The organism is Bradyrhizobium sp. U531 (genome assembly GCF_051710265.1).
Lineage (GTDB): Bacteria > Pseudomonadota > Alphaproteobacteria > Rhizobiales > Xanthobacteraceae > Bradyrhizobium.
Map to the genome: position 1 here is coordinate 24,653 of NZ_JASVEN010000012.1, position 25,056 is coordinate 49,708.

Below are 25,056 nucleotides of genomic sequence, written 5' to 3' on the forward strand. Positions count from 1 at the left end.
CCCGAGCTCTACAGCCAGCCCGCACCGCCCGTGTTTAGTGTTTACCCCGGGCTCGCCGAATGAGATTGTGCAACTGGCGCGCATAGAGATCGCCCTCCGGGTGGTACGAGATATGAAAGATACCATTCTTCTCCGCCGCGAAGATGCGGATGCCCGGTTCGTCGAACCAGCCGAGATCAACCGGATGAGCGGCAAACGGGTTGGTGAAGAGACGAAGCCCATCGGCCAGGCTCTCTTTGTCTTTCTTTTGCGCCAGAGTGCGGGTCGATCCTGCCGAAAATTTGGGTATGTGGGCCTTTAGTAGGCGCCGCGCGTGCGATATCGATGTAGTCATCGAAATTGATTGCTATCGAGAGCCGTAAGCCTTTTTCCAAGGCGTCGACGTCATACGACTGAAGGAAACGCGATACATGCAAGGGATTAAAGAGGCCAGTCATTGCTACACCCTCGTCCTGTCGCGATGAGGAACATCATCTGCTGCGAGACAACTTTCCGGTACAACATGGAAGGACGACTGAGACACTACTAGTCTTGGTGGGTCGCTGGCCGGGTGATAATTGATCGGTACCGCGGAGGAGAGAACATTCCGGAACAAGGACGACATCATTTCGGTTTCAGGGAGCGACTAATCACCACCATCGGACCGTCGCATGGGTCCAAATGGCCTTATGTCGCCTTAGGCCTTGCAATCGGTTCGAGCCGAAGATGTCGGCAATTGAAAGCTTCCCGGAGGGGTACCGTTTACCGACGACACCATTACCAGGATCATCAACAGCCACCCAGGTAGCAGCATCGGCGAGCTAGGTCGCCAGCCTATTGCCCTCATGACTCAAGACGTTGGTTAAAAAAGACGCATCGGTCGCTTTCAAATTTCAAGCTGCCGCACAGGAGCTGCGGACTCAGAAGTTGTAGCCATCTAAAATGTCTCTTTTAATGGCGATAGCAGCGCTCTTTGGATCGTGCACGACAATCGCGTCATAAACTTCCTTGTGCCGTCGGGCAGCGCTTTGGAATAACGCTTCGTTCGGGACGGACTGCCTGATGGAGGGGCCGATGTGCATCCAAAGCGGTTCCAGAAGGGTACGGACGAACGCGAGCCGGCTCATATCGGCAACTAGCATGTGAAAGTGGTAATTCGCCTCTAAGAAGAGATCGATGCTGTTTGTTTCCGCTGAGCGGTCAATGTCCCTGACGAATACGGCGAGTGACGCTAGTTCATCGTCCGATCGCAGCATAGCTGCACGCTCCGCCGTGGTCGTCTCCAGGACGATACGTAGCGTGCAGATATCCTGAAGCTGCTTAGGGCTGAATTGAGGGACTGCCATCGTCCGATTGGCTGTTGAAACGACGCAGCCGGTACTTTCGAGACGCTGCAGTGCGTCCCGAACGGGCATCAGGCTTGTTCCTAAACTCTTCGCGAGCGTTCTCAGCGGTAGCTTCTGTCCAGGCGTGAACCGGCCCATCATCAGATTCCGCTTCAGACGGTCGTAGATTTGCTCGTGAAGCATGTCCCGCGAGACCGGAGTGAGGACCGGCCCCTGTACAGCTTCAGGAAGGAGGTCGTTTTCTGGGCGCATTGCTCAACTCCGTTTAGATTTTTTTGTTATAACACTAGACAATCCTGTTGACATCAAAATTTAGGAAGCGCAGATTTCATTCTGTTATAACACTAGACGGATTATGGGATGAGCGTCACGCTGAACTGCGATATGGGGGAAGGCTACGGAAATTGGCGCTTTGGGAACGATGCCGGCATCATGCCCTTCATCGATTGCGCCAATATCGCGTGCGGTTTTCACGCCGGCGACCCCATGACCATGATGCGGGCGGTCGAGCTGGCCGCTTGCGAGGGAAAAAGGATTGGGGCCCATCCCTCACTGCCAGATCGTGAAGGCTTTGGTCGGCGTGAGCTGCGCTTGTCCCCCGAGGAATTGCGCGCAGCATTCATCTATCAGATTGGTGCTCTTGCTGGTGTTGCTCGCGCCGTCGGGAAAAGCCTGAACCATGTGAAACCACACGGCATCATCTACGGTATGGCCGCGCGCGACATGGCGCTTGCCACCGCAATGGCGGAGGCCGCGAAGACATTCGACCTTCCGCTCTTCGGAATGGCAGGCACTTTTCACGAGAGCGCGGCCAGGGCGGTGGGGACGCATTTCGTAGCGGAGTTTTTCGCTGATCTTTCCTACGGCGCGGCCGGCGAACTGATCATTCCGCGGACCCAGTCGGCGGTCGATATCGAAAAGACGGCCGCTCGTCTCGAGCGGGCGGTGCGAGAGGGGAAAGTCGAAGCGGTCGACGGTACTCTCCTCGACGTCTCTTTCCAAACTGTCTGCATTCACTCGGACCCGCCCAATGCGCGGGACGTCGCGGCTGCCATGCGCCGCGTGCTCGATACCGCTCAGCGGTAAAACAATCGGGCGGAAGACCCGAACAACAACAGAACGCACTCTTTCAGGAAGAAATGAACATGAGAGGACTGATGAGGACGAGCGTGCTTGCGGCTTTGGCCAGCTGCGCCTTTGTGGGAAGCGCGCAAAGCCAGCAGCCGGTTACGAGCTTCCCTGTGCAGCTTGTTGACGGGGATAAGAAGACCGATGCCGACTGGAAGCTCTTGGGCGGGGAGGAAGTGACGAAGCCCTGGAACATCTGTGTACTCTTCCCGCATCTCAAGGACAGCTATTGGGTTGCCGCGAACTATGGCGTCGCGGCTGAGATTCATCGTGCTGGAAGCGCAATGACGCTTTACGAGGCCGGAGGGTATACGAACCTTTCAACCCAGCTCAGCCAGATGGACAACTGCATCGCGCAGAAATTCGACGGCATCATTCTGGGTGCGATCAGCGCTGACGGTGTTGGGCCTCTGGTCAAGAAGGCGACGGATGCTGGCATTCCGGTGATCGATTTCGTCAATGGCGTCAAAGAGCCGAGCGTTTCCGGTCACGCCCTCGTCAGCTTCTACGACCTCGCCTACCAGACCGGAAAATACATCGTCGAGCAGTCTGGCGGAAAGTCCACGGTAGTTGGCTTCTTTCCGGGCCCGCAGGGAGCGGGCTGGTCCGATGACGCGGTGCGCGGCTTCAACGACGCAATCAACGAATCGAAGGTCGAGATTGCGGTGACGCGGCGCGGCGATACCGGCCTGAATGTTCAGCTCGACATGATCAACAACGCGCTACAGACGTACGACAAGCTCAATTGGCTGGTCGGCGTCGACATTGCCGCGCAGGCCGCTGCGGTTGCAGTTCGCAACGCCAATTTAGGAGGGAAGGTCAGCGTCGCAGCGTTCGATATTATCCCGCCGGTGTACGACGATATCGCCGCTGGAGCCACGAAAGCTTCGCCCACCGACTTTACTGTTCTTCAAGGGCGCCTCGCTGTGGACATGGTTCTGCGAGTGCTGCAGGGCCAGAAGTTGCTGGCCAAGCGTGCGGGGCCGAAGCCCCAGATGGTGACCGCGGATACGATCAAATCGGTTAGCAAGACCGACATGTTTGCACCAGCGGGATACAAGGTCGAATTTTCGGTCGAAGCGACCAAGAAATGACCATCGTTAGCGACTTTCAGGAGGGCGAAGTATTTGCCTCGCTCTCCGGCGTATCCAAATTCTATGGGAGTTTCGCCGCATTGAAGGACGTGAGCATTACGCTTCGGTGCGGCGAGGTTCATATGCTTCTTGGAGAGAATGGGGCGGGCAAGTCAACGCTTGTTTCGTTACTTATTGGAGCAAATAGGCCCAATGAAGGCGCCCGCATTCTGTGCGGGCGCGCCTGCCCGGATCTTACTCCGTTGGAAGCGCGCGAGAGTGGAGTCAACGCCGTTCTGCAAGACTTTGGCCTGGCGCCCTCGATGACGGCGGTGGAAAATTACGCTCTTGGCCGAGAAAAAACACGAGGCGGGATTCTAGACAAGGCCGCAATGCGCGCCGGGATGATGAGGTCGATGGAGAAACTCGGCGTCGCCATCGACCCCGACGCACGCGTCGACACTCTAACGCGCGCTGAACAACAGCTCCTGGAAATCGTACGTGCACTTGGCGGAAAACCAGGTGCGTTGATCCTGGATGAGCCAACCGCAACCCTCAGCCACGACGAATCCGAGCATTTGTTTTCCACCGTGGAGGTGTTGAAAAAAGAGGGGTGGGCGATCCTCTACATCAGCCATCGTATGGAGGAGATCCAGCGCCTCGGCGACGTTGTGACAATCCTGCGAGATGGATGCTTTGTGAGCTTTCATCGGCTGGCAGACGTGACGAACGAGCAGATGATCGCTGAGATGGTCGGCCGGGAGATAGCGAATTTCTATCCCCAGATTCCGCATACTCCTCGCCATGCTGTCTTGGAGGTGAAAGGGCTTTGCTCCGGGCACAAGATCAAGAACGTCTCATTTGAGGTCAGGGCCGGCGAGATTGTCGGGCTTGGCGGGCTCGTTGGTTGCGGTAAGGCGGAGGTCGCCCGCGCGATCTTCGGATTGCAGGCGATTGACGCAGGGGAAATTGTGCTCGTCGGCGAGAGCATCAAGGCTCATTCGCCGACCGCCATGCTCAAACGCGGGTTGGTTTACCTGCCGCAGGACCGCCGGGGTGAGGCGCTCGCGCTGAACCGTCCGATAGCAGAAAACATCTCAATTGAGGTGCTCGGGGAAGCTGGGTCGGCGTACGCCGGCTTCGTGCGAACGACTGTCCTCGCGAAGATTGTGAACGGTCTGCTCGCAAGGCTGAAAGTTCAACCCGCTGAGCCCAATAAAGCAGTTCAGGAGCTTTCAGGCGGCAATCAGCAAAAGGTGGTGCTCGGCCGAGCGCTGAGCCGAAAGCGGAACCTCTATATGTTCGATGAGCCGACGGCTGGCATCGATGTTGGTGCCCGCCTTGACTTCTACCATCAACTCCAACGGCTGTGCGCCGAAGGTGCTGCAATCCTCCTCATCACTTCCGACCTCCAGGAATTGGTTCATCTTTCTCATCGTGTCCACGTCATGCATGAGGGCTCGTGCACGGCGAGCTTGGAAGGAGACGGGATCAACGAGGAAGCCGTCATCGCGTACGCCTTTGGCGATACGCCACAAAAGGATCTTCAATGACTCTGATACGCTCCCAGGCGGGTATCAAGCCTTCAGCAAGCGTCAATGCCGTATCGACACTCTTGACGTTCGGTGCGCTGCCGGTCGTCTTGGTTGTCTGCGTCGTCGTGTTCCAGTTTGGAAATCCGCGCTTTCTCAGCTCGGCCAATATGCTCAACATACTGCAGCAAGGCGTGTTCCTGATGCTGATCGCATTCGGGCAGATGCTCGTTCTGCTCGCTGGCGGATTCGATCTGTCGGTAGGATCAGTCGTTGCGCTGACTTCCATCATATCGGCGCAGGTCATGGTTGCCGTTTCGCTGGCCTATCCCGAAGCGCCCAGTCTTGCTATTGGCGCAGGTTTCCTCGCGACTGTCATCGTGGGTTTGATTTGCGGGCTAGTAAACGGGCTTGGTGTCGCGGTGCTGAAGGTGAACGCCTTCATTGTGACACTGGCGACGGCCTCGATCTTCCGCGGCGTGACGCTTGTTATCTCGCAGGGCCTGCAGGTAAGCGGCCTGCCGCGTGAATTCGTCTATGGCATCGGATCTGGTTTCTTCCTCGGCCTGCCTGTCTCGTTCTTCTTCGCACTTCCAGCACTGCTCGCCGTCTTTCTACTGGTCCGGCAAATGCGCTTCGGCCGCTACATCTATGCCATCGGCTCCAACATCCGCTCTGCTATGGTGGCTGGCGTCCACATCAACCGCTATCTTATCGCTTGCTATATGCTGTGTGCGACGATCACCGCCTTCGCAGGCTGGCTTTTGACCGCACGGGTGTCCTCAGGCGAGCCATTGCTCGGCGGTGAATTTCCACTCAACTCGATCGCAGCAGCGGTCATCGGCGGATGCTCCCTTCGTGGCGGTGAGGGCTCGCCGACGGGTGTCTTTATGGGCGTGATCTTCATCACCGTGCTGGCGAATGGTATGGACCTTCTACGGATAGGATCGAACTATCAGATGATCGTGCTGGGGGTCGTGCTCGTTGGTGCGGTCGTGCTGGATCGCTATCGGCTCGCGGATGCAACGAAGCGCTGACGAATGCCGGGAGCAGTCTGTTTTGATGCGCGGCTTCCGTTATAACGAAACACCACCCGTTGGGTTTTTATATCCGAGGTCCGCGACATGCGCGATCTCGGGATGCCCATAGTAAGGACTACATGATGCTCAAACAGCTTTCGAATTCCCTCGCTCATACCGACGTCTCCACAACGTTACACCCCTATACCGATGCGCGGGCCCATGAGCGGGAAGGCCCGGTCATCATCGATCGCGGTAAAGGGATCTACGTCTACGACGATGCTGGCAAGGAATACATCGAGGGTCTTGCAGGTCTGTGGTCCGTGGCTGTCGGGTTTGATGAACCTCGCCTTGTGCAAGTCGCGAGTGCGCAGATGGCCAAGCTTCCCTACTACCACACGTTCAGCCACAAGGCTCAGGAGCCTTCGATCCGGTTGGCTGAAAAACTTGTCGGAATGACGCCCGCTCCCCTGAGCCGCGTCTTCTTCACGAGCTCGGGCTCCGAAGCAAACGACACCATGATTAAAATGGTGTGGTACATGAACAATGCATCGGGGCGACCCAAAAAAAAGAAGTTCCTTGCGCGCAATCGCGCCTATCACGGTGTTACCGTGGCTTCGGGCAGTTTGACCGGTCTGACTAATAACCACACCGATTTTGACCTGCCGGTCATTCCGGTCCGTCACCTAACTTGCCCGCATTTTTATCGTTTCGCTCAACCCGACGAAACAGAAACTGGATTTGCTGCGCGCTTGGTCGCGGAGGCCGAAGCGGTGATTCTACAGGAAGGCCCAGAAACGGTCGCGGCTTTCGTTGGTGAGCCGCTGATGGCTGCCGGCGGTGTGATGCCGCCTCCTGCCGGGTACTGGAAGGGAATTGAAGCACTGTGCCGCAAGTATGACATCCTTCTGGTCGCCGACGAGGTGATTTGTGGCTTCGGACGGCTGGGTGCGACGTTTGGCTGCGAACTTTACGATTTTACGCCCGATATCATGATTGTCTCGAAACAACTCACTTCATCTTACATGCCGCTTGCTGCGGTGATCTTTTCGCAAAAGGTGTACGACGCCATCGCCGACAACACGGCGAAGATCGGTACCTTCGGTCACGGATTTACTGCATCGGGCCATCCTGTCGCGACCAGAGTAGCTTTGGAAAACCTCAAAATCATCGAAGAGCGCGATCTCGTCGGAAACGCCGCGCGTATGGGGCGGATCCTTCAGGCTCGCCTTGGCGAGCTTGCCGATCATTCGCTTGTCGGCGAGGTGCGAGGAGCGGGGCTAATTGCCGGGATTGAACTTGTCTCCGACAAGGAAACACGTCGTCCCTTTGCGGCCGCGAGCAAGGTTGGAGCAGCGGCTTTTGCTGCGGCCCAAAAGCACGGTCTCATCGTGCGCGCGATCGGCGATACGATCGCCCTGTGCCCTCCGCTCATCATCAATGAGGATCAAGTGCACGACTTGGTTGCCCGTCTGAGCGATGCGCTCGACGATGTAGCCCAATGGCGATCCGCCGAGAACCTTAGTTGACGTCAGCGAGGAGGCGTATGTGATTTACGAACAGCCAAAGTTCTTGCCTGCTGGCGACCGATATCTGCTGATTGAGTTTGGGAACGAGATGAATCTCGATCTCAACTTCACGGCACAGGGCCTGGCGTCAGCGGCTGCGGAGGCAAACGTACACGGCGTCATCGAGACGGCGCCTTGCTTTGCTTCGCTGCTCGTTCACTACGAGCCGACGCTGATCGGCTATGATGATGTGGTCCGCGAGTTCTCTCGGCTTTCGGACTCTCTGGGCTCGTCGGAGGATATCGAACTCGAAAGCCGGCTGTTCTACCTGCCGACGCTTTACCTCGATCCATGGACGAAGGCTTGTGTCGAAGACTACTGCGCGAAGATCGCGAGGAAGGTGCCAGATCCCGAGCTGTTGGTGCAGCAAAATGGCCTTGAGGATGTCAACCATCTAGTTCGGCTTCACTCGTCCTCGGAGTATTGGGTTGCGTCCCTGGGCTTCTGGCCGGGGCTGCCCTTCTTGATGGCGCTCGACCCGCGGGCGCGTCTGACCGCGCCCAAATACAACCCTCCGCGGACGGACACGCCGGAGGGGGCAGTTGGGTTGGGCGGCGCCGCAAACTCCATCTATCCTGTCGCCACGCCCGGCGGCTACCAAATCTTTGCCCGCACGCCAGTGCCAATTTGGGATCCAACTGGCAAACGCCCGGCTTTCGAGGGAAGTCTGTGTCTCTTTCGTCCAGGAGATCGCATCAAGTTCGTTCCAGTCACGCGCGAGGAATATGACGACGCGGAGCTAGCGGTGAAGGAGGAGCGCTACGACTACACGATCGTGGAGTACCAGAAGTTCGCGGTCCGCAACTACAACAACTGGGTCTCGAAAGTGAGCGGGGCCAACAAGGCGCATGTACCGACATGATCAAGGTATTGAAAGCCGGACTTGAAACATCGATCCAAGACTACCCGGGGCGCATCGGATATTGGAATCAGGGCTTTCCGCCCTCTGGCCCCATGGATAGCTGGTCATTCCGCTTGGCGAACGTACTCGTCGGTAATCAGCCAGGTGCTGCGGGGCTCGAATGCCAGTTCCTGGGGCCTACACTTTCCTTCGATGCTGACACGGTAGTCGCCGTTACTGGTGCAGACATGCGCCCGGCGCTTGACGGCGAGCCGTTCCCCATGTGGCAGTCGCTCGCCGTAAGAGCCGGCCAAACACTAGCCCTAGGGGCAGCTCGTGTCGGTGGTCGTGCTTACATCGCGGTCGCTGGTGCGTTCGCGAATGAGGAGCGGCTTGGTTCGCGCTCCACCTTTAACAAAGCCGGTGTCGGCGGCATGGACGGCCATTCCATCAAGGCCGGCCAGGATTTGCCTGTTGGGGAAGCGAGAGCGACCCCCGGCCTCCTGGTGCCCAATAACCATAGGCCTGACATCCGCACAGACCGGACGTGGACCATCGAGGTCTGCGCGGGTCCAAACGATGACTGGATCGACGAGGCCGCCAAGGAAAGATTTCTGAGCTCCGCGTGGACACTTTCCGCTAAGTCGGATCGCACCGGCTTCCGGCTGCAAGGCCCCGAATGGACGTTCACGGAAAAGGCTTACAACAAGCCGAAAGAACATGGATCGTTACCGTCGAACATTATCGATCACGGTTATCCCATGGGAGCGATTAATCTCGCCGGCCAGACGCCGATCATTCTGGTGAATGACGGTCCCTCGATGGGAGGCTTCATCAACCCCTATACGGTTCCCTCAGCTGCATTCTGGAAATTGGGCCAAGCAAAGCCCGGGGAGCACCTGCACTTCCGGCTCGTCAGCGTTGCGGAAGCTCAAGGCATGGCTAGGCAAATCGCAGAACGTTGCGTGCGCGAGATTCTTGTAAACGCCTGATCGAGAGAAGAGGAAATGTCCGACATGGTCAAACAAATTTTGGCGCCCCTACCGGGCCTTTTCTATCGCAAATCTTCCCCGGACGACGCTCCGTTCAAGCAAGAAGGTGATCCCGTCGTGGCCGGCGAAACGATCGGGCTAATCGAAGCCATGAAATCCTTCTTCCCCGTTGAGGCGGGAGTTGCCGGCACGCTCGCTCGGTTTCTGGTGCAGGATGGCGAGACCGTCGACGCCGATCAAGCCATTGCAGAATTGGAGTAGGTGGGAATGGCTATCAAGTCGCTCTTCATCGCCAATCGCGGCGAAATTGCCGTGCGAATTAATAAAGCGGCAAAGGCCTTGGGTATTCGGACCATTCAGGCCGCCAGCGAGGCCGACACGGATTCGCTCGCCTGTCGTATGGCCGACGAGGTGGTTGTGATCGGTCCACCGCAAGCCGCAAAGTCTTACCTGGACGTGCAGGCGATCGTTCAGGCAATCAAGGCAAGTGGCTCCGACGCGGTGCATCCGGGCTACGGCTTCCTGTCCGAGAACCCGCGGTTCGTCTCAGCTGTAGAGGCGGCGGGGATCGCATTTGTCGGTCCGGACGCGGCAACGATCGCGAAGATGGGCGATAAAGCAATGGCGCGCGCTGAGGCGGTGGCAGCTGGGGTTCCCGTCGTTCCAGGCAGTGAAGGCCGGATCGGTGACCTCGACGATGCGCGCCGACAAGCCGACCGCATCGGCTATCCTGTAATGATCAAAGCCAGCGCGGGAGGAGGCGGGCGCGGCATCCGTGTCGTGGAGGACGAGGCAAGCCTGGAAAGGCTGGTGCCGCAGGCCATGGCGGAAGCGCGTGCTTCCTTCGGCGATGACGGTTTGTACATGGAGCGGTACATCCAGCATGCGCGTCATATCGAGGTGCAGGTGCTGGGGGACGGGACCGACGTCGTGCATCTGTTCGAGCGGGAATGCTCGCTTCAGCGCAAGCGCCAGAAGGTGTGGGAGGAGGCACCTGCGGCCATGCTTTCGAAAGCGGTCCGCGATGCCCTTTGTGATTCAGCTGTTTCACTGGCAAGGCGGGTGAACTACCGCAATGCCGGTACGCTCGAATACCTCTATGACAGCAAGACTCAGGAATTCTTCTTCATCGAAATGAACACGCGGATCCAGGTGGAACACCCGGTGACTGAGGCAATTACGGGAATTGATGTTGTGCAGGCGCAGCTCAGGATCGCCGGGGGTGAACGATTGTGGTTCGCGCAGCGCGACATCACTCAAACCGGTCACGCGATTGAAGTGCGTATCAACGCCGAGAATCCGGCCAAGATGTTCATGCCGTCGCCTGGTTTGGTGACAACATATAGTTCACCGGAAGGCGACAATATCCGCTTCGATACGCTGCTGTTCGAAGGCTATCGGATAGTGCCCTATTACGACTCTCTTGTAGGTAAGCTGATTGTTTGGGCACCCGATCGTCGCGCCGCGATCGTCACCCTGCAGACCGCGTTGAACAGCCTGAAAGTGGAAGGGATCCACACGACAGTGCCACTGCATCGGGCGCTTGCCACGGATATTGAAGTGGGTGAGGGAGCTTTCCACACAGCTTGGCTGGAGAGCTGGATGGCCGCCCGTGAGCTGGAGGCGAGCCGCGCGTAAAGCATTCGAATGCGAGCTTTTTCGGTTTGCGCGACGGATCGAATTCGAAAGCGCGACAGCTCAGAGCATCGGCGGCGTTCCTGGAAAAGACAGACGAACTTCATCACTGCCGCGGTACTTGCGGCCCTCCAATAAGACGACCGGAGTTATGGACATGAAGCATAAAAGCTATGGCAATCTGTTCGTTCAGGCTGCCCTGATTGACGGTAAGTGGGTCGGCGCAGTTACAGGAAACACGATTGCGGTCATGAATCCGGCCACTCGGGAGGCCGTCGGTACCGTCCCAGATATGGCTCGCGCTGAAACGCGGTCTGCGATCGAAGCCGCCGAACGAGCCTTCGGACCGTGGAAGAGGAAAACACATGCCGAGCGCGCGGGCCTGCTGGACTCCTGGCACAGGCTGATGATCGAGAATCTGGAGGATCTCGCGCACCTTCTCACTTTGGAGCAAGGCAAGCCGCTGGACGAAGCACGGAGCGAAATCCGCTACGGTGCCTCCTTTGTGAAATGGTTCGCGGAAGAGGCTCGGCGCATTGGAGGTCATACGATTCCGTCTCCGACAGCCGATCGCCGTATTGTGGTGCTGAAGGAGCCGATCGGGGTTTGCGGCATCATCACTCCGTGGAATTTTCCAAACGCCATGATCACGAGAAAGGTTGCCCCCGCGCTGGCAGCAGGCTGTACTGTCGTCATCAAGCCGTCTGAATTCACTCCCTACTCCGCAATCGCGCTTGGTTTATTGGCGGAGCGAGCCGGAATACCAGCGGGCGTCGTCAACATTGTCACAGGCATGCCGACGGAAATTGGTAACGAGCTGCTGCAGAACGAGACGGTTCGTAAGATCTCGTTCACCGGATCGACACGCGTCGGATCCGTACTGATGCGGGGTGCAGCCGATAGTGTGAAGCGGCTCTCTCTCGAGCTCGGCGGCAATGCACCCTTCATCGTATTCGATGACGCCGATCTCGAGGCGGCGGTTGAGGGAGCCATCGTTTCCAAATTTCGCAATGGTGGTCAAACCTGCGTGTGCGCGAACCGCATTCTGGTCCAGGCCGGCATCTATGATGCGTTCGCGGAAAAGTTGAGCGCCCGCGTAGACATGATGACAGTCGGTGACGGCACACAGCCTGGCGTCTCGATCGGTCCAATGATCAACGAAGCGGCCGTGCTCAAGATCAATCGGCATCTTCAAGATGCATTCGCGAAGGGCGCGAAAGTCATCACGAAGCGGCACGTTCTGCCGCCGGGCACGCAATATGTCGCACCTGTCGTCTTGACCAGCGCAACAACGCAGATGCAACTTGCAAGTGAGGAAACCTTCGGTCCGGTCGCACCGCTCTTTCGTTTCGAGACGGAAGATGAAGCAATCGCCATTGCCAATGGAACGCCTTTCGGATTGGCCGCCTATTTTTATACCGAGAGCCTCAAACGCGCTTGGCGCGTCGGCGAGGCGCTCGAATTCGGCATGATCGGCCTGAACACGGGGCTGATCTCGACGGAAGTCGCACCCTTCGGCGGAGTAAAGCAGTCCGGGCTTGGTCGAGAGGGGGGCCAGGTCGGAATCGAGGAATATCTTGAAATGAAGAGCTTCCATATCGGGGGACTCAACTGAAGCGGCCTCTTCGATGCGTCATTTCTCGGATTTCGATCTGGGCAGCTACATTGCAGTACTCGTGCCGGCGCGGCATCAGATTTCGAAAAACCGACTCGCAATCTCGTGTCGCAATGAGCAGCCGTAACCGGTATCTCAGCGATGAAGACCGAGGGCGGGCCATCGCCATCCGGTCGTGGAGTGCCCGCTGTAAGGCCGCTACGCCGCCCCGCAGCACTGTGCGTGGTGGCCTATGTCGGTTCGACGAGGCTTATCGACAACGTGCTACTTCAGCCAACTCCGTAGGGCGACAGGGGAGAAGGAATCGTCTTGATTGAAGCTGCCCGACGCGAAGCGCCTCCCGCAAGCCGTCTTCACCCTTGCGGGGCGGCTGAAGAGATCATCTTCGAACAAGTGCAGCTTCGGCGCGCGCACCGTCAGGTCCTTGTCATTCCCGGGCTTTGCTTGGCTGAGCGCCGGATCGGCCTGATTGGTGACAATGGTTCGGGCAAGAGCACGATGCTGCGGCTTATGAACGGGTTGCTTCCGCCAACACGTGGCCGCGTCGAGGTGGCGGGGCTCGATACCGTACGGCATCGCAAAGACCTTCCGGCCAAGGTCGGCTTTCTGTTTCAGAACCCCGACCACCAGCTCATCTTCCCCACGGTTGTTGAGGAGGTCGCTTTTGGGCCTGCGGAGCGGGGAAAGCCAGCGCCACAGGCGCGCCAACAGGCGATGGCACTGCTGGAGCGGCACGGCTGCGCGCAATGGGCGGAACGCAACGTCAATGAGCTATCCGGCGGTCAGAAGCAGCTTGTCTGCATCCTGGCGCTGCTCGCAACGGAGCCGTCGATCCTGCTAATGGACGAGCCGTTCTCCGGTCTCGACTTGCCGACACGATTGTTGTTGTACGGCAGGATCATGGCGCTGCCGGAGCAGGTGGTGATGGCGTCTCATGATTTTGAGCTGCTCGCCGCGTTCGATCGCGTGATCTGGCTGGATGAGGGCCGCATCCGTCTCGACGGCCGACCTGTCGAAGTCCTGGCTGCCTACCGGGCCCATGCAACGATCGTTGGTCAGGGGACGCCCTAACGTCATGATGACCGGCGGCCTCGCCCCACAGACCTGGTTGCACCGCGTACCGGCTGGCATCAAGCTTGCGGGGCTCGCTCTCCTCAGCGTACTTCTGCTGCCGGTCGGCGACTGGCGAATTCTGGCGGGCACCTTGGCGATGATTGCCGGGGTCTATGCTGGCTTCGGCCGCGTCGGCATGGCGCGCATCAGCTTGCTGCGGCCATTGCTGCCGTTGCTTGTGGTCGTTGGCGGCGTGCAGACCGCATCGGTTGGTTGGAATGCCGGCGCCGTCGTCACCATGCGGCTCCTAGCGATGCTTCTGCTTGCCGATCTCGTCAGCATGACCACCACGATGAGCGCGTTGATGGATGTGCTGACGCCGGTGCTCCGCTTGCTGCGCCCGCTTGGGGTCAATCCTCGCAAGATGGCGCTCGCAGTCGCTCTTGTCCTGCGTTTCGTGCCCGTCCTGATGACGCGGTGGCGCGCGCGCGAGGAGGCCTGGAAGGCACGCACGTGCCGGCGAGTTCCGCTGCGACTGGTGGCCGCTTTCGTCGCCGACATTCTGCAACTGGCCGACCGCGTCGCGGAAGCACTCGATGCCCGCGGTTTCGACCGGTCGACCGTCGATCGTCAGTCAGCCCCGTTGTAGGAGAAAATCCCGTGGAGTCGCGCGCCATCGTTCGTATCGCCTTGCTAGCCGCCGTCATCGCAGCGCTTGGCATGGTGCCCAGCATCGTCTTACCGATCGCCGTGGGGGTGCCGATCACGGCCCAGACGCTCGGCGTCATGCTGGCCGGGATCGTCCTCGGCCCTCGCCATGGCGCGCTGGCGGTGCTGCTGTTTTTGTTCGTGGTGCTTCTCGGAGCGCCGCTGCTGTCCGGCGGACGCGGTGGGCTCGGCGTGCTGTTCGGACCCTCCGTCGGCTTCCTGCTGGGTTGGGCTCCCGCGGCCTTCGTGTCGGGTCTCGTGATGGCCCGGCTGAGGACTGTGCCGGTGCTCGCGGCGGCGCTCGTTGCCGCGACGATGGGCGGTATCGTCGTGGAGTATGCCTGCGGCATTCTCGGCCTAATGGGGATGGCAAGGATGAGCTTGCCGCAGGCCTTGGTTGCAATCGCGGTGTTCGTGCCGGGCGATCTCTTGAAGGCGCTGGCGTCGGGCTTCGTCGCGGAGGCGGCGCACCGGAGCTATCCGGCCGCAATCGTCAGCCGTTCATGATCGCGGCCGCCACCATCACTGCAACGCTATCGCGGCATGCGCGCAAAACGCCGGACCGACCGGCCGTCGTTTGTGACAATTTTGCAGTGAGTTGGAAAGACCTCGATCAGGCGGTGAATCGTCTAGCCGGACATCTGGCGAAGGTGGTGCCGGCCGGCCGCGGCGTCGCCTTGCACCTACCGAACGGGCCGGCATTCGTGTTGCTGTTTTTCGCAGCCTGCCGCGCAGGTCGGGAAGCGCAAATTCTCGATCCGTCCTGGCCGACGGAGACGGCGCGGCTTGCGATCACGGCGCTGGCGCCTGGGATCGTCGTCAGTGGCGATGCAGGATTGGCCAGAGACACAGAGGTGTTTGCGGTTGTCGATCCTCACGGCCCGTTCGAGTCCGTCGCGGATGCCATTGGCGCCGGTCCGTCGCCCGCGGCAATTGCCGAGCCAGATCCGCTGACGCCGTTCTATGTCGGCTTTACCTCGGGATCGACTGGAATGCCGAAAGGATATCGCCGCCACCATCAATCGTGGATCGAGAGTTTTCGGGCGGGGGACCGCGAGTTCGATATCGGCGCCGGCGACATCGTTCTCGCACCGGGCGCGCTGACGCATTCGCTATTTCTCTACGGTCTTGCGCATGGGCTCTATGTCGGGGCAACCGTCATTCTGTGCCGCCAGTTCCGGCCAAATCTCGTCAACCGCCTGATCGCGGCCCACCAGGTCAGCGTGATTTACGGCGTGCCGACCCAGCTCGAAATGATGATTGAGGCCGCCATGCGTGACGGCCTGCCGCCGTTCCCAAACGTGCGGTGGATGCTGTCGTCAGGTGCCAAATGGCAAGGTCGCGCGCTGGTCGAACTGCGACGGCAATTTCCCGCGACGGGGTTTTCCGAGTTCTACGGCGCCTCCGAGTTGAGCTTTGTGACCGTGGCGAAGGACGACGAGGACGTCCCATCGGACTCCGTCGGGCGTTCGTTCGCAGCCGTCAGTCTCACCATTCGCGACCATCTCGGGCGATGCCTTCCACCCGGGGAGCCCGGTCAAGTGTTCGTGGCAAGTCCTTTCCTCTTCATGGAGTATGCCTGCGGAAGCGAAACGGTGCTGCCACGTCATGGCGACGCGGTGTCGGTCGGTGACATCGGCATGCTGGACGAGCGTGGTTTCCTGCGACTCGCTGGCCGTGCCAGCCGCATGATCATCACTGCCGGCAAGAACGTCCATCCAGAGGAGATCGAGCATGTACTCGAAGGACATCCCGCCGTGGCCGCGGCGGGGGTTCTTGGCGCCGTCGACCAACTTCGGGGCGAGCGGCTGGTGGCTTTGCTGAGACTGAGTCTGGATGGGCGCGTAGCGTCTTCCGATCTGATCAGCCATGCGCGCCTGAGCCTGCCGCTCTACAAGGTCCCGCGCCGGTTTGCCGTGCCACCGCACTGGCCCATGACCTCGTCCGGCAAGACTGATTTCCATGCGCTGCGGCGACTGTGGGAATCCGGCGCCTGCGAGGTGCTGCGATGAGCGCCGCCTATCTCGTCGCCGCACGGCGGACGGCGGTCGCTCCTCGAGGCGGCGCGTTCAAGGCGGTGGAGGTCGACGAACTCGGCGCGGCGCCAATTCGGGCCGTGCTGGCCGACACCGGCATCGCGCCGGAGGCGATCGACGACGTCATCTTCGGCAATGCATTATGCGGCGGCGGAAACCCGGCACGGCTCGCCGCGCTCCGAGCAGGTCTTCCGGATCACGTCCCGGCCTTGACCATCGATAGCCAATGCTGCGGAGGCCTCGACGCGATCATGCTAGCCGCCGAGCGTATCGGGAGCGGACGAGCAGACGCCGTCATGGCCGGCGGTGTCGAGAGCTTCAGCCGTGCGCCGTTGCGCGCGGTGCGGCCGCGCCATGCGGACGAGGCGCCGCAGCCCTACGAACGTCCTCCGTTCGCGCCATGGCCGGAGCGGGACCCTGACATGATTGCCGCCGCCGCGACGCTGGCTGAAAGATACGGCATTTCGCGTGCACGGCAGGATGAATTCGCCGTCGCAAGCCATCGCAAAGCGCTGCAAAATCCACTCGGCGCGGCCGAGATCACGCCGCTTGCCGACCTGTCGCACGATCCCTTTCCCCGTGCCCTGACGGGGGCGACCTGCACACGCCTTGCACCACTTGCGGGCGACACTGAATTCGGCGTGACGCGCGCGACGGTGGCGGTCGAAGCTGACGCGGCAGCAGCCCTGCTGGTGGTCTCCCAGACGATGGCCCGACGACTCAACGCGAGGCGGCCCTTGCGGATCATATCGGCGACCCGCCGCGGCGGCGACCCGGCCATGCCCGGTACGGCGCCGATTGCGGCGGCTGAGCGCCTCCTTGCAGCGGAACGGATCGCGCCTGCTCGGATTGCCGTGGCCGAGATCATGGAGGCCTTTGCGGCCCAAGTGATTGCCTGTATCGACGGCATCGGGGTGTTGGAGTCTTCGCTCAATCGCTGCGGCGGCGGACTAGCGCGGGGGCATCCGATCGGTGCATCCGGCGCGATCCTAGCCGTACGCCTCTGGCACGAGATGCAATCGGAATCATCCGGTGCGATCGGGCTGGCGGCGATCGCGGCTGCGGGCGGGCTCGGCAGCGCTCTGCTTGCGACAGTTTGAAGAAGGACGGGCCGCGATGATTCAAATGCCACCACGCTCCGAACCACCGACACACGCGGGCGCACTTCGCGTTGCGCGCGCGGTCGATCTTGCAGCCTTTGTGGGCACCGAGCTTGCTCCCGGCCGCTGGCGATCGGTGACGCAGGATGAGGTCGATCGTTTCGTCGCGCTGACGGATGATCGGAACTGGCTTCATTCCGATGCGGAGCGTGCCAGGCGCGAACTGGACGGAGGTACGACAATCGTGCCGGGCCAGTTGCTGCTGGCGCTCGTTCCAGCTCTTTTGCAGGAGGCGTATGTGGTCACCGGTGCCGCGCAAGGCCGAGCGGTGAGCCTCCGTGCGGTTCGGTTTCGCCATCCGGTATGTCCCGGCGCTGTGTTCCGGCTACAGGCGCGATTGACGCTCGTGAAGCACCGGCCGCGTTTCGTGCAAGTCGACGCATCGTGCGACCTCGAGCTGGCCTCCGGACAGCGGGCTCTAACCTCACACCGCACTGATGTCTTTTTCGACTGAGGCACGCACGCGACCCGAGAAATCAACAGCTACAGGATGATTTTCGCTTCGGAACGCTGCATGCAGGAGTGGTTCGACGCCGGAGCTTGCGACGGCTTCATGTTGCAGGTGCCATATAGGTGCTGGTCGACGAGTTGGTGCCCGAGCTGCAGCGTCGCGGCTTATTCCGCACGGAGTATGACGGCTCGACCTTGCGGGATTCGCTTCAGCTGGCCCGCCCGGCCGGCTAAGGGGCGCCCTCGGCCGATTCGACGTTCTGCTCTTCAGCATCGTCATGGCGCCCTTTTCATCCTCATGCTGTTCCCGCTGAGCACTCTTTGGCGCCGGTACGAACGCAAGGAGGCGGCCTAATGACCGCAACATCCACCGATAGGAAGCTGATTGGCTTCGTGGACTCGGAGATCAAGAGCTACGGCTTGTCAGTGCTTGTGACGGTCCATCTCACTAAGGAGCGCATGGAGAAAGTCGCTGGCATGGTCATAGTGTGCCCTGCCGTTGGTGAGCTGCCGGGTGCAGGGGCCGATTATGTCGCCCACGATCTCCGGCCCGAGCACCTCAGTGCGATCCGACCAAAGCTCAAGCAAATTGTCGGGAATGTCTTGGCTCGAGCCGAACAGCTTCAACAGAGATCGTTCCCCGTCGGGCTCTTTGTCGTGGTGAGCCTTGGCCGCGTAAAAGGCAAACAGCCCACGGAATGCGTCGCGAGTAAAAGCGGGCTTCGCCATCACCACTTCCTCGTAATAATTGAATTTCTAATGCGAGGAAGTCTGAAGCTCCCGTTTAGGAAAAGCCAGCAAAAAGTGAGACTACTGCGCTCTGGAAAAGAGACAGCAAAACTCACCAATTCATCGGGGCACCACGCAAAAAAGGCTAAGCCATCAAACGTTGCGTTCGTCATAGCACGCCTGAGGAGCTTTATTCCTCATGCTGCAAGCCATTCTCATATTGCTGACGTCAGGGACCCTTCTGCTGATCGCGTTCTGGGGATTGCACAAACACGTCTGAGCTGATTTGCGCCCAGCCGCTACCGAGTATCCAGGACGGCCGGGCGATCTGATTGAAGTTTGTTTCGAAGAGCGTTGGCTAATCTCTCGAGCTCTGATCGCTCTTCGCTCAAGCGCTTTTCGATAAACTTGCGCTCAAATTCGGTCAGGCGGGTTCGCAACAAACGGCGGTATCGTTGGATGTTGTTGTGACAAGCTTGTGTTCGAGCCGATTGCTCTGCTTCCATCATCGGCATCTCACACTGGCCTCTTTCATGCACTTCGAAGGCTCAATGCTGCCCCATGCCTCACCGGATCAGTGGCCTCGCCGCAAACGATCTGGTCACAAACTTGCGCCGCCCGGCTCGAAATACGGCGTCCTAGCGGCGTTTATTTCAGCCGGGCCCCTGAAATCCCCGGCAGAGTGAGCCTAGCAGGCCAACGGTGACGGAGGTGTGAAGCAGTTCACAAAGCGCCGAGACAACGATTAAGGTCCGCTATCGCGGGTGCTTCAGCTTGATTCAATGCTTCTGACGCGCGCCACGGCTGGGGCCGATCGCGATGTTTGACACAATCCCCGCCAGCGGGTCCGGCAGGCGGATGCGTCAGGACTCCTCCGTCCCTGGGGCAGCCTTTTTGTTTCGTCGTTTTCCATAGCTATGGTGTACCTTTTTCTCAGAACGTCCAGGTGCCGCTGACATGAAAAAGGCCCCAGGATCTGAGTGGATCCTGCGGCCTGTCCGGGAAAATTGATTGTTTACGGAATGAGCACTTCCAGCCCGGTTACCAGTGATGATTCCAGAACTTGGTTCGGGGGGTGAGTCCAAAAGCAACTGTTCCGAGGCGGAACATGAAGAGCTGTTGCGCAAGTGCAACGTCTTTACGTCACAGGCGAATAGGAACCCAATTTTTCTCGCAACATCGATTCAGAGCCCCGCCGGATGGAGCATGGTCAGGTGGGGAAGCGCAAATCCTTGCATGTTTGAATGTTGATGGTCCACCGGCAACTCAATATATCCGAGCGTCTATCCGTCACCAAGGACGTTTTCGCTAGGACCGACAAGCATATTGAGCAAGGTGACGCGCTCGGCGCCATTAGGCCCGCCGACTTCGAGCGGCGGTCCTATCGGATCAGCGCGCAAAGGCGGCGCCTCGATCTGGTCCCTTGTCACACGATCCGATGCCGGGAATGGTGACGATGTCCGACCAGAACAAATCGACATGAAGATCATCGATTGAATTTGCGTCGAACAACGGGCGAGCATAAGAAATCGGCGTGTTCCTCGGTGAGGTCTTCGTTGACGAGGAAACGACGCTCGATTGGTTGAGCAATATTACGGAACGGTGTGCGGCACGATCTGATTGCCCGGTGGGCCGCGCGCGCATTGGCCGGCGCGAAGTCGGGCTCGTGGTGTCTGCCACCGCATCGGCCACTTTCGACTGAACGCGCCGAATCATACGTCTGCGGCGCGGGTTAAAGCGTGCAGGTTGCTCCCTCACTCATCGCGAGCCCACGCGCACCTCACCCCGCTCCCACCTTGACCTCCGTGAGCGGCCCCACCGGCATCGGCATTGTCACATAATCCTTCGGCAGATTCACCGGGCGATATTTCGGCTCCACCGCCATCCGCTTCAGCACGCTCTCATGCACATGCGCGCCTTCGGGAATGAATCGGGGTTCGCAATCGGGGATGTAGAAGCCGAGCACCACCTTCCGGTCCGGCCATTCCTTGTAGCTCGCGCTCTTCGGCAGAAATTCCAGCACGCGCCAGGCCGCACTCATGGAATCGTGCAGCTCGCCCGTCTTGCCGGTGAAGGCGGGCGCGACATAACTGAACGGGCTGTTCTTGCGCTGGATGCCCCAGGCGAGCTGATTCACCGTGCGCGGGTTGAAATTGAGGCCGGCCTTGGTCGCCTCCTCGATCATCCAGAGCAGCGGATATTTCGAGTCCCCGCTCTCGGCCTCCGGATAGCCGCCCCCGACGTCGCAATGCACGCCGGCGAACCACACCTGGAGAATGTCCTGCGGCACCTTTTTTTCGTCGGGCACGTAGCGGTGGCTCCAGAACTCCTGCGGCTCCTCATACGCTTTCAGGCGGAACATGCAGCGCCGCTCGTCGATCGCGATCGCCTGCCGGAAGATGTTGACGCTGGGATTGCGCAGCGTGAAGGCGAGCTCCTCCAGGCTGAACAGATAGAAGAGATTGTCACGCCGCGGCACGATCAGGCTCGCCACCGTGTCCCAGACGCCGATGAAATGGATGGTCGGCCAGCGCGTCGAGGTGATGCGCGCGAATTGCGCGGCGAGGTCGAACTGGTCCTTCGGCAGCGGCCCGTCGGCGTCGATGGCGATATCCTTGAGGTCTTCGATGTCGTTGCCGCGCCCGGTGCCGGAATATTGCTTGTAGGCGACGAGGCCGGAGCCGGCGAGGTTGACCTGCTCCGGCGAGATCAGCCCGATCTTGTGGATCAGCCCCGCCAGCACCCGCACGCAGTAGGCGCCGCGCGAGAAGCCGAACAGATATATTTTGTCGCCCGGTTTGTAATGCTCGACCAGGAAGCGGTAGGCGGAGAGCACATTCTCATCGAGCCCGAAGCCGGTGGCGAGCCCCAGCACCAAATTGACGTCGGCCTTCCAGCGATTCCACGTCGACGGCTCCGTCACGGTGCCGACGCCGGGATCGTAGAACACCTTCTGCGTCGGGTGGGTGTTGTCCGTCTTGCGCAGGCAGCGATAGACCTTGAGGACGTTGGAAATGTTCTCGGAGATCTCGTTGCCGGTGCCGTCACAGCAGATAACGAGGTTGTTGCCGTAACCGTTCATGTCGCCTCACGGTGATTCAATGCGCGGTCGCCGTGTCGTCTTGCTGCGTTCAAAGCTTTGACCGGCTCGAATTGCGATCGTTAGCGGTTGCGATTTGAGAGTGAATCCACTAACAGTCGTATCGTATATTTGTCGTTTGATTCAGGTCTCACACGGTGGCGCTTAGCCAAGCCTCCAAGGATAGTGTTGAATTCGGTGCATGGAAGGAGCGTGCATGCGCGCTTGCGACAACGCATGCCACCGTTAACGATTTCAGCGCCGAGAACCTTCGGCGCGTTCTTGTCCAACTGAATGGACTGTTTCTGAGTTCGACGGGGCCCGTCCTCAAGGCTTATCGTGCCATGGCTGACGGAAGGATCGCGGGCCGGGAGAGGAAATTCTCGGATGCTCTCGCGACGGGATCGATTGCTTGGACGCTGCCCGACGGGCTGGAAGAGATCGCGGAGACGATCGGTGGTTTGATCCGAGCGGTCGATTGGACACTGGGCCAGTACCGCTCTCAATGGCCGAAGGAGCCGTCGCAATGGATCGTGGATAACTGTTACGTCATCCCGCGAGACAGCGTAAGCACGGCGAGGTCGCTATCACAAACGCAACCATATCAACGGCGTGGCTTGGTCTTCCATCGCATCATCCCCAAGGAGATCGATGGATACGCCGTTGAGGTTTTCAATGGCCGAACCCTACATCTTTCTGCGGCGGATAAAAGCAACTGGAAGATGGGCGCGTGCCTTTTCGAGGAGTTGAAGCTCGATCCAGACTTCTCTGAACATCTCGGAGAGAAACGCTTCGTCGTAAGGGGCGCGAATTCTCCTTATGCGGATGCGGTCGTCGAAGATCAGATCACGAAGTGTTTGGACGAAGAGTGCGTTGCCGTGGTCTGGCCTGAACTGGCTGTACCTCCAAAGCTACGCGGTCGGATTAAGGCTCTTCTTCAAGATCGTGACGTGGCCGATGATCGGTTGCCACCCGAAGTCGTAGTTGCGGGGACCTGGCACGAAAGCACGAAAGAGGGGGTCGTCAATCGCGCGCTCGTTTTCGACGGCTACGGGATCGAGCGGCTGGTTTACGATAAGATTGCTCCCTTCTCGGGTGGGGGCTGGGGCAAGGAAGACATCACGCCGGGTACCAAGTTGTGCATTCTCGCCACGGAGGCCGCAATAATCGGCTTCGCGATCTGTTTGGACTTCTGCGACGCAGATGCCGAGACGAACCCGTTCACCAAAATGGATATCGACCTGATGCTCATTCCCTCGATGGGGAACGATCAAACCATGGAGGGACATCAGACGACTGCGGCCCAAATGGGAGTGAAGTTCGGCACCCGAACCTTCGTCGTTCAACACATGACGGACACCGAGTTCAAAGACGGGCGCATAGGTGCTATATTACCTATGCCCAAGCGCCCCAATAAGGTTCCCGTTGAGCAACTGGGTCAAAAAACCGTTTGGAAGTCTTATCGCTGGCCTCAGACCACCTAGATTCAAGAGGCAAAATCACGGTAAAGCGTACTAAAGCGTTATTAACCGTTATGATGTATGGACATGGTCATGGATGCCGCGCTCGAAAGAATCGAATTAGGCGACGCTTCGGCTTCGGAAGCTAGGCTTGCCGTGTCTGCGCTCCTGAAGGAGGGGTCCGAGGCAAGTTACGGACGCCTGTATTCTGCGCTTGGCGCTTGGCTCTGGAAGGCGCTTGACGGAAGGCGCCGCGACGACGAGTTGCGTCAGTGGTTTGATATCTTTCGCCGTTCGAGCGCCGCCCTCTTGACGAAGAACGCGGCCTATGCGGAGCGTTTGCGTGCGTTCTACGATCTATTGGAGATGTCGATTGCGACATCCAAAGTCGCGAACGTCAGCGAAATTCTCAGTCGGCAACACGTCCTAGCGATACTAAGGCTTCTTCGCTCCGCTGACGGGAAGCCTCTGGAAAAGGCCGCGATCGCTCGAAAACTCGGACTCAAACCGGCCAATCTGAGCCGGATACTGCACATGATGGCGAATGCCCGTCTTGTGGAGCGGACGACTTATGGGAAAGAAGCTCATTTTTGCATGACGCGAGATGGCGCGATTGCGCTTTCAAAAAAGGAAGCTTCTGCCGCGCGTCCTGCACGACCCATTAACGCTGCGCAACCCGCTCGCGCTGTGCAATCCCCGCGCGCCGTGCAGCCAGCTCGTCCGGCGCTGTTCGGCCGTCATGTGCAGCCTCTTCTCCCGCATGCACCGGCCCAGATCGCTGCGGACGCCGGAGAACTGTATCTCAACCTTCTCAGAAAGGCAGTTCATGATCCGGTATTGAAGTCAGATTATGATCACCTGGTGCAGATCGGAGGCTTGCCGTTCAATAGACCTCCCCGACTAAACATGTTTGACGTGCTGCAAATGCTGGCAAATCATGAGCCGCCGACGATGGCGCCACCCGCGCCCGTGCCGGCGCAAGCGCATCATGTGAAGGTAGTAGGGAAGCGCTCCTATCGAGGTGCCCAGGTGGTAACGGCAAACGAAAAGAAGTCGGAAGCGCAAAGAACGCACATGCTCGTCGAGCCGGTGCAGCCAAAAGTGTCGCACTTTATAATGCACGCCTACAACGAGGAAAGCGAAAATCATGTCGACTGAGGATCAGTCTGCTCTAACGCCGACCGAAGGCCTCACCGAGGAAACGCTCGTTCTCTATAGCCAATCGGTAGTCGATCGTGTCATCTATGTTCCCTCTACCTACACCACATTGCTCACTTGCATGGGCAAAGTAAGTCAGGACGCGCCCGATGTGCTTGTCCCTTTGGTAGACGTGAGGCTAAATGGTCCGCTTGTGGAAGATGCAGCAGTTTCAAGCCCACTATTCTATCAATTGATGACGCTTGAGAACCTGACGTTTGTCCTGGAAGACATGACAAGCGACTTGGTCAAGGTTTGTCAGCATTTGGGCGCTGCCAGTTCTGGACGAGCCAAGCCGGATGTCGGTCAACTTTCTTCCATGAGGTCCTATCTCTCTCAAGCAAAGGCCAATCTGGAAAAGTGCCTTTCTGAGCTGGAGCCGATCGCGTAGTCGCTGAAGACGGCTCGTGAACCGTCGCTCCGGACGCAAAGTCTGAGGAGCAGCAAGTCGTAGGC

The 25,056-nt window shown here is 59.3% G+C and carries 23 protein-coding genes and 1 pseudogene; 21 read left to right on the top strand and 3 right to left on the bottom strand.

The genetic code is table 11. From position 1 onward, the window contains the following. Positions 1–34: 34 nt before the first annotated feature. Both QRQ56_RS34635 and QRQ56_RS34640 read right to left on the bottom strand, forming a co-directional pair. On the bottom strand, positions 35–334 hold the full coding sequence (locus tag QRQ56_RS34635) for a hypothetical protein (RefSeq protein ID WP_317245342.1): 300 nt from the start codon (positions 332–334) through the stop codon (positions 35–37). 565 nt (positions 335–899) lie between these two features. Then, positions 900–1,577, bottom strand: coding sequence for a GntR family transcriptional regulator (locus tag QRQ56_RS34640; RefSeq protein WP_438745942.1), 678 nt, complete (start codon positions 1,575–1,577; stop codon positions 900–902). Between the two features lie 108 nt (positions 1,578–1,685). Here QRQ56_RS34640 and pxpA point away from each other — a divergent pair, with 108 nt between their 5' ends. The 18 genes and pseudogenes from pxpA (at position 1,686) to QRQ56_RS34730 (ending at position 19,149) form a co-directional block, all read left to right on the top strand. Then, entirely contained in the window at positions 1,686–2,411 is a 726-nt protein-coding gene (gene pxpA / locus QRQ56_RS34645) for a 5-oxoprolinase subunit PxpA (protein WP_317245340.1), read from the top strand. Positions 2,412–2,482: 71 nt separating this feature from the next. After that, positions 2,483–3,547 carry a TMAO reductase system periplasmic protein TorT gene (gene torT, locus QRQ56_RS34650; protein ID WP_438745944.1) on the top strand — a complete coding sequence of 355 codons (1,065 nt, stop codon included), beginning with the start codon at positions 2,483–2,485 and terminating at the stop codon, positions 3,545–3,547. Beyond that, on the top strand, positions 3,544–5,079 hold the full coding sequence (locus tag QRQ56_RS34655) for a sugar ABC transporter ATP-binding protein (RefSeq protein WP_438745945.1): 1,536 nt from the start codon (positions 3,544–3,546) through the stop codon (positions 5,077–5,079). The genes torT and QRQ56_RS34655 overlap by 4 nt, the downstream gene beginning before the upstream one ends. After that, positions 5,076–6,095, top strand: a complete 1,020-nt coding sequence (locus QRQ56_RS34660) for an ABC transporter permease (RefSeq protein WP_438745946.1) — start codon at positions 5,076–5,078, stop codon at positions 6,093–6,095. Before QRQ56_RS34655 ends, QRQ56_RS34660 begins: the two co-directional genes overlap by 4 nt. A 122-nt stretch (positions 6,096–6,217) precedes the next feature. After that, positions 6,218–7,606 (top strand): aspartate aminotransferase family protein, encoded by a 1,389-nt coding sequence (locus tag QRQ56_RS34665; protein WP_438745948.1) that lies wholly within the window; start codon positions 6,218–6,220, stop codon positions 7,604–7,606. A 19-nt stretch (positions 7,607–7,625) separates the two neighbouring features. Next, the gene (locus QRQ56_RS34670; RefSeq protein WP_317245335.1) at positions 7,626–8,507 is read left to right on the top strand and encodes a 5-oxoprolinase subunit B family protein; all 882 of its coding nucleotides are present in this window, start codon (positions 7,626–7,628) and stop codon (positions 8,505–8,507) included. Then, positions 8,504–9,478, top strand: coding sequence for a biotin-dependent carboxyltransferase family protein (locus QRQ56_RS34675; RefSeq protein WP_438745950.1), 975 nt, complete (start codon positions 8,504–8,506; stop codon positions 9,476–9,478). The genes QRQ56_RS34670 and QRQ56_RS34675 overlap by 4 nt, the downstream gene beginning before the upstream one ends. A gap of 15 nt (positions 9,479–9,493) precedes the next feature. Next, a complete protein-coding gene (locus QRQ56_RS34680) occupies positions 9,494–9,739 on the top strand; it encodes an acetyl-CoA carboxylase (RefSeq protein WP_410706211.1) in 246 nt (81 codons plus the stop codon). Between the two features lie 6 nt (positions 9,740–9,745). Further along, positions 9,746–11,116, top strand: a complete 1,371-nt coding sequence (locus tag QRQ56_RS34685) for an acetyl-CoA carboxylase biotin carboxylase subunit (protein ID WP_438745952.1) — start codon at positions 9,746–9,748, stop codon at positions 11,114–11,116. A 154-nt stretch (positions 11,117–11,270) separates the two neighbouring features. Continuing rightward, positions 11,271–12,728 (top strand): NAD-dependent succinate-semialdehyde dehydrogenase, encoded by a 1,458-nt coding sequence (locus tag QRQ56_RS34690; protein ID WP_317245332.1) that lies wholly within the window; start codon positions 11,271–11,273, stop codon positions 12,726–12,728. A gap of 107 nt (positions 12,729–12,835) precedes the next feature. Next, positions 12,836–13,013, top strand: a pseudogene (locus QRQ56_RS34695) (pantoate--beta-alanine ligase); the annotation flags it as partial. A gap of 24 nt (positions 13,014–13,037) precedes the next feature. Further along, positions 13,038–13,799 carry an energy-coupling factor ABC transporter ATP-binding protein gene (locus QRQ56_RS34700; protein WP_438745953.1) on the top strand — a complete coding sequence of 254 codons (762 nt, stop codon included), beginning with the start codon at positions 13,038–13,040 and terminating at the stop codon, positions 13,797–13,799. 4 nt (positions 13,800–13,803) lie between these two features. Then, positions 13,804–14,430 (top strand): CbiQ family ECF transporter T component, encoded by a 627-nt coding sequence (locus tag QRQ56_RS34705; RefSeq protein ID WP_438745955.1) that lies wholly within the window; start codon positions 13,804–13,806, stop codon positions 14,428–14,430. Between the two features lie 11 nt (positions 14,431–14,441). Beyond that, positions 14,442–14,996, top strand: a complete 555-nt coding sequence (locus QRQ56_RS34710) for a biotin transporter BioY (RefSeq protein WP_438745956.1) — start codon at positions 14,442–14,444, stop codon at positions 14,994–14,996. Continuing rightward, on the top strand, positions 14,993–16,501 hold the full coding sequence (locus tag QRQ56_RS34715; protein WP_438745958.1) for an AMP-binding protein: 1,509 nt from the start codon (positions 14,993–14,995) through the stop codon (positions 16,499–16,501). The genes QRQ56_RS34710 and QRQ56_RS34715 overlap by 4 nt, the downstream gene beginning before the upstream one ends. Continuing rightward, positions 16,498–17,625, top strand: a complete 1,128-nt coding sequence (locus QRQ56_RS34720; RefSeq protein ID WP_317245327.1) for a thiolase family protein — start codon at positions 16,498–16,500, stop codon at positions 17,623–17,625. The genes QRQ56_RS34715 and QRQ56_RS34720 overlap by 4 nt, the downstream gene beginning before the upstream one ends. Positions 17,626–17,641: 16 nt before the next feature. Further along, positions 17,642–18,139: a MaoC/PaaZ C-terminal domain-containing protein gene (locus QRQ56_RS34725; protein ID WP_438745960.1), complete on the top strand. Its 498-nt coding sequence runs from the start codon at positions 17,642–17,644 to the stop codon at positions 18,137–18,139. A 350-nt stretch (positions 18,140–18,489) separates the two neighbouring features. After that, positions 18,490–19,149 (top strand): hypothetical protein, encoded by a 660-nt coding sequence (locus tag QRQ56_RS34730; protein ID WP_438745962.1) that lies wholly within the window; start codon positions 18,490–18,492, stop codon positions 19,147–19,149. Positions 19,150–20,644: 1,495 nt separating this feature from the next. Here the strand turns inward: QRQ56_RS34730 and QRQ56_RS34735 are convergent. Continuing rightward, on the bottom strand, positions 20,645–21,946 hold the full coding sequence (locus tag QRQ56_RS34735) for a DUF2235 domain-containing protein (protein ID WP_438745963.1): 1,302 nt from the start codon (positions 21,944–21,946) through the stop codon (positions 20,645–20,647). Between the two features lie 155 nt (positions 21,947–22,101). Here QRQ56_RS34735 and QRQ56_RS34740 point away from each other — a divergent pair, with 155 nt between their 5' ends. The 3 genes from QRQ56_RS34740 (at position 22,102) to QRQ56_RS34750 (ending at position 24,991) form a co-directional block, all read left to right on the top strand. After that, on the top strand, positions 22,102–23,427 hold the full coding sequence (locus tag QRQ56_RS34740) for a hypothetical protein (RefSeq protein ID WP_438745965.1): 1,326 nt from the start codon (positions 22,102–22,104) through the stop codon (positions 23,425–23,427). Between the two features lie 69 nt (positions 23,428–23,496). Beyond that, on the top strand, positions 23,497–24,561 hold the full coding sequence (locus tag QRQ56_RS34745) for a helix-turn-helix transcriptional regulator (RefSeq protein WP_438745967.1): 1,065 nt from the start codon (positions 23,497–23,499) through the stop codon (positions 24,559–24,561). After that, the gene (locus tag QRQ56_RS34750) at positions 24,551–24,991 is read left to right on the top strand and encodes a hypothetical protein (RefSeq protein ID WP_438745969.1); all 441 of its coding nucleotides are present in this window, start codon (positions 24,551–24,553) and stop codon (positions 24,989–24,991) included. Before QRQ56_RS34745 ends, QRQ56_RS34750 begins: the two co-directional genes overlap by 11 nt. Positions 24,992–25,056: the final 65 nt, after the last annotated feature.

Excerpts from the sequence above, each read along its gene's own strand:
- QRQ56_RS34635 (WP_317245342.1), bottom strand. The coding sequence starts at position 334 with ATGACTACATCGATATCGCACGCGCGGCGCCTACTAAAGGCCCACATA.
- QRQ56_RS34705 (WP_438745955.1), top strand. The coding sequence starts at position 13,804 with ATGATGACCGGCGGCCTCGCCCCACAGACCTGGTTGCACCGCGTACCG.
- QRQ56_RS34720 (WP_317245327.1), top strand. The coding sequence starts at position 16,498 with ATGAGCGCCGCCTATCTCGTCGCCGCACGGCGGACGGCGGTCGCTCCT.
- QRQ56_RS34685 (WP_438745952.1), top strand. The coding sequence starts at position 9,746 with ATGGCTATCAAGTCGCTCTTCATCGCCAATCGCGGCGAAATTGCCGTG.
- torT (WP_438745944.1), top strand. The coding sequence starts at position 2,483 with ATGAGGACGAGCGTGCTTGCGGCTTTGGCCAGCTGCGCCTTTGTGGGA.
- QRQ56_RS34655 (WP_438745945.1), top strand. The coding sequence starts at position 3,544 with ATGACCATCGTTAGCGACTTTCAGGAGGGCGAAGTATTTGCCTCGCTC.
- QRQ56_RS34665 (WP_438745948.1), top strand. The coding sequence starts at position 6,218 with ATGATGCTCAAACAGCTTTCGAATTCCCTCGCTCATACCGACGTCTCC.
- QRQ56_RS34660 (WP_438745946.1), top strand. The coding sequence starts at position 5,076 with ATGACTCTGATACGCTCCCAGGCGGGTATCAAGCCTTCAGCAAGCGTC.
- QRQ56_RS34735 (WP_438745963.1), bottom strand. The coding sequence starts at position 21,946 with ATGAACGGTTACGGCAACAACCTCGTTATCTGCTGTGACGGCACCGGC.
- QRQ56_RS34750 (WP_438745969.1), top strand. The coding sequence starts at position 24,551 with ATGTCGACTGAGGATCAGTCTGCTCTAACGCCGACCGAAGGCCTCACC.
- QRQ56_RS34745 (WP_438745967.1), top strand. The coding sequence starts at position 23,497 with ATGGATGCCGCGCTCGAAAGAATCGAATTAGGCGACGCTTCGGCTTCG.
- QRQ56_RS34680 (WP_410706211.1), top strand. The coding sequence starts at position 9,494 with ATGTCCGACATGGTCAAACAAATTTTGGCGCCCCTACCGGGCCTTTTC.
- QRQ56_RS34725 (WP_438745960.1), top strand. The coding sequence starts at position 17,642 with ATGATTCAAATGCCACCACGCTCCGAACCACCGACACACGCGGGCGCA.
- QRQ56_RS34690 (WP_317245332.1), top strand. The coding sequence starts at position 11,271 with ATGAAGCATAAAAGCTATGGCAATCTGTTCGTTCAGGCTGCCCTGATT.
- QRQ56_RS34730 (WP_438745962.1), top strand. The coding sequence starts at position 18,490 with ATGACCGCAACATCCACCGATAGGAAGCTGATTGGCTTCGTGGACTCG.
- QRQ56_RS34715 (WP_438745958.1), top strand. The coding sequence starts at position 14,993 with ATGATCGCGGCCGCCACCATCACTGCAACGCTATCGCGGCATGCGCGC.
- pxpA (WP_317245340.1), top strand. The coding sequence starts at position 1,686 with ATGAGCGTCACGCTGAACTGCGATATGGGGGAAGGCTACGGAAATTGG.
- QRQ56_RS34675 (WP_438745950.1), top strand. The coding sequence starts at position 8,504 with ATGATCAAGGTATTGAAAGCCGGACTTGAAACATCGATCCAAGACTAC.
- QRQ56_RS34640 (WP_438745942.1), bottom strand. The coding sequence starts at position 1,577 with ATGCGCCCAGAAAACGACCTCCTTCCTGAAGCTGTACAGGGGCCGGTC.